The organism is Streptomyces adustus (assembly GCF_009377175.1).
In the GTDB taxonomy this organism is placed as follows: domain Bacteria; phylum Actinomycetota; class Actinomycetes; order Streptomycetales; family Streptomycetaceae; genus Streptomyces; species Streptomyces adustus.
Map to the genome: position 1 here is coordinate 1 of NZ_VJZD01000332.1, position 8444 is coordinate 8444.

General features: G+C 72.5%; 8 protein-coding genes. 7 read left to right on the plus strand and 1 reads right to left on the minus strand.

Annotation, left to right across the window (positions count from 1 at the left end; genetic code table 11):
- Window positions 1–69 precede the first annotated feature (69 nt).
- The gene (gene radA / locus FNH09_RS42150; protein WP_152895149.1) at window positions 70–1467 is read left to right on the plus strand and encodes a DNA repair protein RadA; all 1398 of its coding nucleotides are present in this window, start codon (window positions 70–72) and stop codon (window positions 1465–1467) included.
- Window positions 1468–1559: 92 nt separating this feature from the next.
- Window positions 1560–2684, plus strand: coding sequence for a DNA integrity scanning diadenylate cyclase DisA (gene disA / locus FNH09_RS42155; protein WP_162469913.1), 1125 nt, complete (start codon window positions 1560–1562; stop codon window positions 2682–2684).
- A 98-nt stretch (window positions 2685–2782) separates the two neighbouring features.
- Here disA and FNH09_RS42160 read toward each other — a convergent pair whose 3' ends face one another.
- Window positions 2783–3619, minus strand: a complete 837-nt coding sequence (locus FNH09_RS42160; protein ID WP_162469914.1) for a hypothetical protein — start codon at window positions 3617–3619, stop codon at window positions 2783–2785.
- A 193-nt stretch (window positions 3620–3812) separates the two neighbouring features.
- On the opposite strand from FNH09_RS42160, the gene FNH09_RS42165 reads away from it, so the two are divergent.
- The 5 genes from FNH09_RS42165 (at window position 3813) to cseC (ending at window position 8401) form a co-directional block, all read left to right on the plus strand.
- Window positions 3813–4751 carry an HhH-GPD family protein gene (locus tag FNH09_RS42165; RefSeq protein ID WP_152895150.1) on the plus strand — a complete coding sequence of 313 codons (939 nt, stop codon included), beginning with the start codon at window positions 3813–3815 and terminating at the stop codon, window positions 4749–4751.
- A 277-nt stretch (window positions 4752–5028) separates the two neighbouring features.
- Window positions 5029–5568, plus strand: coding sequence for a SigE family RNA polymerase sigma factor (locus FNH09_RS42170; RefSeq protein WP_152895151.1), 540 nt, complete (start codon window positions 5029–5031; stop codon window positions 5566–5568).
- Complete coding sequence (locus tag FNH09_RS42175) at window positions 5556–6212, plus strand: hypothetical protein (RefSeq protein ID WP_152895152.1); 657 nt, start codon at window positions 5556–5558, stop codon at window positions 6210–6212. Before FNH09_RS42170 ends, FNH09_RS42175 begins: the two co-directional genes overlap by 13 nt.
- Before the next feature lie 110 nt (window positions 6213–6322).
- Window positions 6323–7027 carry a two-component system response regulator CseB gene (cseB, locus tag FNH09_RS42180; RefSeq protein ID WP_152895153.1) on the plus strand — a complete coding sequence of 235 codons (705 nt, stop codon included), beginning with the start codon at window positions 6323–6325 and terminating at the stop codon, window positions 7025–7027.
- A 12-nt stretch (window positions 7028–7039) separates the two neighbouring features.
- Window positions 7040–8401 (plus strand): two-component system sensor histidine kinase CseC, encoded by a 1362-nt coding sequence (gene cseC / locus FNH09_RS42185; protein WP_152895154.1) that lies wholly within the window; start codon window positions 7040–7042, stop codon window positions 8399–8401.
- Window positions 8402–8444: the final 43 nt, after the last annotated feature.

The following is an 8444-nucleotide window of genomic DNA, read 5'->3' on the forward strand; positions in this document are numbered from 1 at the left end:
AGGCCGGGCGGGGGCCGAATTCGGGTGGGCGTGGCCGCGTTGTCGGTGCCTACGGCTACGGTTTCGTCCATGGCCACCCGTACGAAGACCACCAAGGACCGCCCGTCCTTCCGCTGCACGGAGTGCGGCTGGCAGACGGCCAAATGGCTCGGCCGCTGCTCCGAGTGCCAGGCCTGGGGGACGGTCGAGGAGTACGGCGCACCCGCGGTCCGCACGACGGCACCGGGCCGGGTCACCACCTCCGCGGTGCCGATCGGGCAGGTCGACAGCCGGCAGGCCACCGCCCGGAGCACCGGGGTGCCCGAACTGGACCGGGTCCTGGGCGGCGGACTCGTGCCGGGCGCGGTCGTGCTCCTGGCGGGCGAGCCCGGCGTGGGCAAGTCGACCCTCCTGCTCGACGTCGCGGCGAAGGCGGCCAGTGACGAGCACCGCACGCTCTACATCACGGGCGAGGAGTCGGCGAGCCAGGTCCGGCTGCGCGCCGACCGCATCAAGGCCCTCGACGACCATCTGTACCTCGCCGCCGAGACCGACCTCTCCGCCGTGCTCGGCCATCTGGACGCGGTGAAGCCGTCGCTGCTGATCCTCGACTCCGTGCAGACGGTGGCCTCGCCGGAGATCGACGGCGCCCCCGGCGGCATGGCGCAGGTGCGCGAGGTCGCGGGCGCCCTGATCCGGGCCTCCAAGGAGCGCGGGATGTCGACCCTCCTGGTGGGCCACGTCACCAAGGACGGGGCGATCGCGGGACCGCGCCTGCTGGAGCACCTGGTGGACGTCGTGCTCCACTTCGAGGGCGACCGGCACGCGCGCCTGCGCCTGGTGCGCGGCGTCAAGAACCGGTACGGCGCGACGGACGAGGTCGGCTGCTTCGAACTGCACGACGAGGGCATCATCGGCCTCACCGACCCGAGCGGGCTCTTCCTGACCCGACGTGACGAACCGGTCCCCGGCACCTGTCTGACGGTCACCCTGGAGGGCCGTCGTCCCCTGGTGGCCGAGGTCCAGGCGCTCACCGTCGACTCGCAGATCCCCTCCCCGCGCCGCACGACCTCCGGCCTGGAGACCTCTCGCGTCTCGATGATGCTCGCGGTCCTGGAGCAGCGCGGCCGGATCAGCGCCCTCGGCAAGCGGGACATCTACTGCGCGACGGTGGGCGGGGTGAAGCTCTCGGAGCCGGCCGCGGACCTGGCCGTCGCGCTCGCGCTCGCCTCGGCGGCGAGCGACACCCCGCTGCCCAAGAATCTCGTCGCGATCGGCGAGGTGGGCCTCGCGGGCGAGGTCAGACGGGTCACGGGCGTGCAGCGCCGGCTCGCCGAGGCCCACCGGCTCGGCTTCACGCACGCGCTCGTGCCGGGCGACCCGGGCAAGATCCCTCCCGGTATGAAGGTCCTGGAAGTCGCCGACGTGGGGGACGCGCTGCGGGTGCTGCCGCGCTCTCGTCGCCGAGAGGCCCCACGGGAGGAGTAGGACCGCCGGTAGACTTTGCCCTGGTCTCGCCCGTCCGTACGAAAAGAGTGCGCGAAACGGGAGTGCCCAGAACCTGCGACCGGAGGAGTGCAGTGGCAGCCAACGACCGGAGCGCAGCTCCCGGGAAGTCCGGCGGGAGTTCCGGTATCGAGGGCCGGATGCGCGCCTCGCTGAGTGCTGTGGCGCCCGGTATGGCCCTGCGCGACGGTCTGGAGCGGGTTCTGCGCGGCAACACCGGCGGACTCATCGTGCTCGGGTCCGACAAGACCGTCGAGTCGATGTGCACGGGCGGTTTCGTGCTGGATGTCGAGTTCACCGCCACGCGACTGCGTGAGCTGTGCAAGCTGGACGGCGGCATCGTCCTGTCGTCGGACCTGTCGAAGATCCTGCGCGCGGGCGTACAGCTGCTGCCCGACCCCACGATCCCCACCGAGGAGACCGGCACCCGGCACCGCACGGCGGACCGGGTCTCCAAGCAGGTCGGCTTCCCGGTGGTCTCGGTCTCCCAGTCGATGCGCCTGATCGCGCTCTACGTGGACGGCCAGCGCCGTGTCCTGGAGGACTCGGCGGCGATCCTGTCCCGCGCCAACCAGGCCCTGGCGACCCTGGAGCGCTACAAGCTCCGTCTCGACGAGGTCGCGGGCACGCTGTCGGCGCTGGAGATCGAGGACCTGGTCACCGTACGTGACGTCTCGGCGGTCTCCCAGCGTCTGGAGATGGTGCGGCGCATCGCCACCGAGATCGCCGAGTACGTGGTCGAGCTGGGCACGGACGGCCGTCTTCTCGCCCTCCAGCTCGACGAGTTGATCGCGGGTGTGGAGCCCGAGCGGGAACTCGTCGTCCGGGACTACGTGCCCGAGCCCACCGCCAAGCGTTCCCGCACGGTCGACGAGGCGCTCGCCGAACTCGACGCCCTCAGCCATGCCGAGCTGCTCGAACTGTCCACGGTGGCGAAGGCGCTGGGCTACACCGGCTCGCCCGAGACGCTCGACTCCGCGGTGTCCCCGCGCGGCTTCCGGCTGCTGGCCAAGGTGCCGCGGCTGCCGGGCGCCATCATCGACCGCCTGGTGGAGCACTTCGGCGGTCTCCAGAAGCTGCTCGCCGCCAGTGTGGACGACCTCCAGACGGTCGACGGCGTGGGCGAGGCGCGGGCCCGCAGTGTCCGCGAGGGCCTGTCGCGGCTGGCGGAGTCGTCGATCCTGGAACGCTACGTCTGAGACCCGTCCGTGGCACCCGCCCCCGACGGGAGCGTCGGCGGGCGAGCCGCCCGGTGCCGCCCCGCCCCGGCGGCGGGCTCAGTCCGTGTGCGGCGGGCTCAGTCCGCCGACAGCACGAACGACGTCTGCTTCTTCGGGAACCCCGGAGCCTTCGCCTCCACCAGGTAGGTGCCCGGCCCGGCCGAACCGGCCGGAGGCGTCGCGCACTTGGGGGCGCTCGGCTTGCGGTCCCACTTGACGATGTACGTGGCGCTGCTGCCCGCCGGGACCCGGTAGAACCGGTTCGTGGAGTCCCCGGGGCAGTCGTCGGACGCCCAGTACGCGCCCCCGCTGCCGGTCCGAGTGATCGTCAACACCGTGTTCTGCGGGCCGAGATCGACCTTGCAGTCGTTGGCGGAGGAGTTCTTCGCGGTCAGCCGGAAGGCGGGCTCCTGGTCCGGCGTGTAGGTGTTGCGGACGCTGTTCAGCGTCAACGTGATCACGCTGGCAGTGCAGTTGGGCAGCGAGGAGCCGGCCGGCAGGGCGCCCGTACCGCCACCGCCGCCCGAGCCGTCGCCCGAACCGCCCCCGGAGGACGCGGAGTCGTCGCCGCCCGCGGATCCGTCGGAGCCGCCCGCGCCGGAGTCCGAACCGGACGCCGAGCCGGATGCCGAGCCCGAGTCGGAGGGGCTCGCGGTGCCCCCGCCGGTCGACTCGTCGCGCCCGCCCGGGGCTTGACTGATCGCCGGCCCGGAACCGGACGGCCCGGGAGTGATCGAGGAGGCGGGATTCTTGCCGTTCGAACCGTCGGCGTCGTGCTTGGCGCCCCCGCCGCCGGAGGTGACGAGCCACGTCACCAGCAGCGCCAACAAGGCGACCACGGACAGCATTACGGCCCTCCGGCGCCAGTAGATGGTGGAGGGAAGTGGCCCGATCGGATTGCGCAGAGATCCCACGGCGCAAACTTTACGAGAGATCCCCGCGTTAGCTGGCCCCACCCGCCGCCGATCCTCAACTTTTCCGGATCATCATTCCGGAAACAGAGGTTCCGGTCCGTTTTCCGAGTCGGTCGGCCCGGTCACCGGACGGCGCCCGTGCCGGGCCAGCCTCGAACCACGCCCGGCCGTCCCGTGGCAGGATCGGAATGCCATGACTGCGCCCACGAAACCCCCGCACACCGTCCCGGCCCCCGGCTCCCCCGGCAGCCCGGTCGACGGGACGCATCTGCACACACCCGTCATCGCCTGGTTCGACACCCACGCCCGCGACCTCCCCTGGCGGCACCCGGAGGCCGGCCCCTGGGGCGTGATGGTGAGCGAGTTCATGCTCCAGCAGACGCCGGTGAGCCGTGTCCTGCCGGTCTACGAGCAGTGGATGGCCCGCTGGCCACGCCCCGCGGACCTCGCCGCGGAGGCCCCCGGCGAGGCCGTGCGCGCCTGGGGCCGGCTCGGTTACCCGCGCCGCGCCCTGCGCCTGCACGGCGCCGCGGTCGCCATAACGGACCGGCACGGCGGCGACGTACCGTCCGACCACGCCCAGCTGCTCGCCCTGCCCGGGATCGGCGAGTACACGGCCGCCGCCGTCGCGTCGTTCGCGTACGGCCGGCGCCACGCCGTGCTGGACACCAATGTCCGCCGGGTCTTCGCCCGTGCCGTGACCGGCGTCCGGTACCCGCCGAACGCGACCACCGCCGCCGAACGCAAGCTGGCCCGCGCGCTGCTGCCCGAGGAGGAGCGGACCGCGGCCCGCTGGGCGGCCGCGTCCATGGAGCTCGGCGCGCTGGTGTGCACGGCCAAGAGCGAGGCCTGCCACCGCTGCCCGATCGCCGGCCAGTGCGCCTGGCGGCTCGCCGGGAAGCCGGAGCACGAGGGACCGCCGCGCCGCGGCCAGACGTACGCGGGCACGGACCGGCAGGTCCGCGGCAAGCTGCTGGCCGTCCTGCGCGAGGCCCACACCCCGGTGCCGCAGGCCGCGCTCGACCGGGTGTGGCACGAGCCGGTGCAGCGCGCCCGCGCCCTGGACGGGCTCGTGGCGGACGGTCTGGTGGAGCCGCTGCCGGGCGGCCGGTACCGGCTGCCGCTGACCTGACGCATGGTCACTTCACAGGAAGGCGCGCTTCTTCACAGCCGGTTCCAGGACCACACCTAGTCTCGCGACTCCCAAATCCCCCCATACCAGCATGATTCACCTCACTCCCTTACCCCCGACCCGCCTCCGTTACACAACCGACGGACAGCCGAGGGCTTCCCGCAGGCTGATTCGGACAGCCCCGTGACAACACCTCCGTAGCTTCATTTGCGTACCCGGCACCACCACGGGGACGACGGACGGGCCGGAGTAAAACGGGGAACGGAGGCGGTTGATCATGGCGCAGGGCGAGGTGCTCGAATTCGAGGAGTACGTCCGCACCCGGCAGGACGCGCTGCTGCGCAGCGCGCGTCGGCTGGTCCCGGACCCGGTCGACGCCCAGGACCTGCTCCAGACGGCGCTGGCGCGGACGTACGGCCGCTGGGAGGGCATCGCGGACAAGCGCCTGGCCGACGCCTATCTGCGCCGGGTCATGATCAACACACGGACCGAGTGGTGGCGGGCGCGCAAGCTCGAAGAGGTGCCGACCGAGCAGCTTCCGGACGCCTGCATCGACGACTCCACCGAGCAGCACGCCGACCGGGCCCTGCTGATGGACGCCCTGAAGGTGCTCGCCCCGAAGCAGCGCAGTGTCGTCGTGCTGCGACACTGGGAGCAGATGTCCACGGAGGAGACGGCCGCGGCCCTGGGCATGTCGGCCGGAACGGTCAAGAGCACGCTGCACCGGGCGCTCGCCCGGCTCCGCGAGGAGCTGGAGAGCCGTGATCTGGACGCACGCGCGCTGGAGCGTGAGGAGCAGGAGCGTTGCGCGGCCTGACCGGCACCGGGCCCACTGCGGCCCGCGGAACCTTCCAGGCGGTGTTCACGGCGATGCTCGTGATCACCGCCCTCGGGCTTTTCGCCGCCGGCTGCGCCACCGGCGGCACCGGTGCCCGTGACGAGGGGCCGGCCCACTCCGACACCGTGGCGGGCGCCGTCCCCTCCCTCACGGTCTCGCCCTCCGGCACCCCGGCCCAGGTAGACGCGGTGCGCCTCGTCAAGGCCGACCCGAAGGTCTCCGCGGAGGTCAAGCGGGGGCTGAAGCCGTGTGTCGGCGACGACTACCCGGTGGACGTCTCCTACGGCGACCTGACCGGAGGGCCGTCGAGCGACATCGTCGTGAACGTGCTGACCTGCGCCGACGCGGTCGGTCTGGGCTCCTACGTGTACCGCGAGCAGGATGGCCGGTACACGGACGTGTTCAAGGTCGAGGAGCCCCCGGCCTACGCGGAGATCGACCGCGGCGACCTGGTGGTCACCAAGCAGGTGTACGGCAAGGACGACCCGGTCTCCAGTCCGTCCGGGGAGGACGTGATCACGTACCGCTGGTCCGTGGACCATTTCACCGAGGAGTACCGGTCGTACAACGACTACAGCAACGCCGCGGGCACGACGCCGACCCCGGCGCCCGACCGCAGATGACCGGGGCACAGCCGAGCCGGGCACGGACCGGCCGCGGCGCGGGGTGACCCCGAGCGCGCACGACCCGACCGACCACCGCACCGACCGCCGGAAGGACTGAGAACACCGGGATGGCAGACCAGACCCACGTGTTGTTCGTCGAGGACGACGACGTCATCCGCGAGGCCACCCAGCTCGCGCTGGAACGGGACGGCTTCGTGGTCACCGCGATGCCCGACGGGCTGTCGGGCCTGGAGGCGTTCCGCGCGAACCGCCCCGACATCGCGCTGCTGGACGTGATGGTGCCCGGCCTGGACGGCGTCAGCCTGTGCCGGCGTATCCGGGACGAGTCCACGGTCCCCGTGATCATGCTGTCGGCGCGCGCCGACGCCATCGACGTCGTCCTCGGCCTGGAGGCGGGCGCCGACGACTATGTGACCAAGCCGTTCGACGGCGCCGTGCTGGTGGCCCGCATCCGTGCCGTGCTGCGCCGCTTCGGGCACGCCGGCGGGGCCGACCGCGCGGGCGAGGCCGCTGCCGCCGCCACCGGCGGGGTGCTGGCCTTCGGCGAGCTGGAGATCGACACCGAGGGCATGGAGGTGCGCCGCGCCGGGCAGCCGGTGGCCCTCACCCCGACCGAGATGCGGCTGCTGCTGGAGTTCTCCTCGGCGCCGGGCACGGTGCTCTCGCGCGACAAGCTCCTGGAGCGCGTATGGGACTACGGGTGGGGCGGGGACACCCGCGTGGTCGACGTCCACGTGCAGCGGCTGCGTACCAAGATCGGCCAGGACCGGATCGAGACGGTCCGCGGTTTCGGTTACAAACTGAAGGCCTGAGCGGGGCGATTCATGCAGGTCACACGGGGGATCATCGGACGTCTGCGCTCGTTCGGCGACAAGCGCCCGGGCATCCGTACGGGGCTGCGGTGGAAGCTGAGCGCGGCCATCGCGCTGGTCGGGGCGCTGGTGGCGCTCGCGCTCAGCGTGGTCGTGCACAACGCCGCCCGGGTCTCGATGCTGGACAACGCGCGCGACCTCGCCGACGAACGGGTGCTGATCGCCCAGCGCGGCTACGAGGCGTCCGGGCGGCTCAACTTCCCCAACATCAAGATCGACGACATGGATCTGCCGGCGGAACTGCGGGAGAAGGTGGCCGAGGGGCGCCGGGCGACGTTCGTGTCCGACAGCGCGGGCGGGGAGCCGGACATCTGGGCCGCCGTGCCGGTCAAGGACGGGCACGTGCTGTCGCTGCACACCGGGTTCACCGACCGCAGCACGGACATCCTCAAGGATCTCGACCAGGCCCTGGTGATCGGCTCGATCGCGGTGGTCCTCGGCGGGAGCGCATTGGGCGTGCTCATCGGCGGCCAGCTGTCGCGCCGGCTGCGCAAGGCGGCCGCCGCGGCCAACCAGGTCGCCAGGGGCGAGCCGGACGTACGGGTGCGCGACGCCATCGGCGGGGTCGTGCAGGACGAGACGGACGACCTGGCGCGCGCGGTCGACGCGATGGCGGACGCCCTCCAGCAGCGTCTGGAGGCGGAACGGCGGGTCACCGCGGACATCGCGCACGAGCTGCGCACCCCGGTGACCGGGCTGCTGACGGCGGCCGAGCTGCTGCCGCCGGGCCGACCGACGGAACTCGTGCTGGACCGGGCGAAGGCGATGCGCACGCTGGTCGAGGACGTGCTGGAGGTGGCCCGGCTGGACGGCGCCTCGGAACGGGCCGAGTTGCAGGACATCCTGCTGGGCGACTTCGTGTCCCGGCGGGTGGCGGCCAAGGACCCCGGCGTCGTGGTGCGGGTGGTGCACGAGTCGGAGGTCACCACCGACCCGCGGCGCCTGGAACGGGTGCTGTTCAACCTGCTGGCCAATGCCGCCCGGCACGGCAGGCCGCCGGTCGAGGTGACCGTCGAGGGCCGGGTCATCCGGGTCCGCGACCACGGCCCCGGCTTCCCCGAGAACCTGCTCGTCGAAGGGCCGAGCCGGTTCCGTACCGGCAGCAGCGACCGCTCGGGGCGCGGCCACGGGCTGGGCCTGACGATCGCTGCCGGCCAGGCACGGGTGCTGGGCGCCCGCCTGACCTTCCGTAACGTCCGCCCGGCCGGGGCGCCCGAGCACATCCCGGCCGAGGGCGCGGTCGCCGTCCTGTGGCTGCCGGAACACGCGCCGACGAACACGGGAAGCCACCCGATGCTGCCGACCGGACAGTAGCCCCGACGCCACCCCTGCACCCCTCAGCGGGGCCACCCGACGC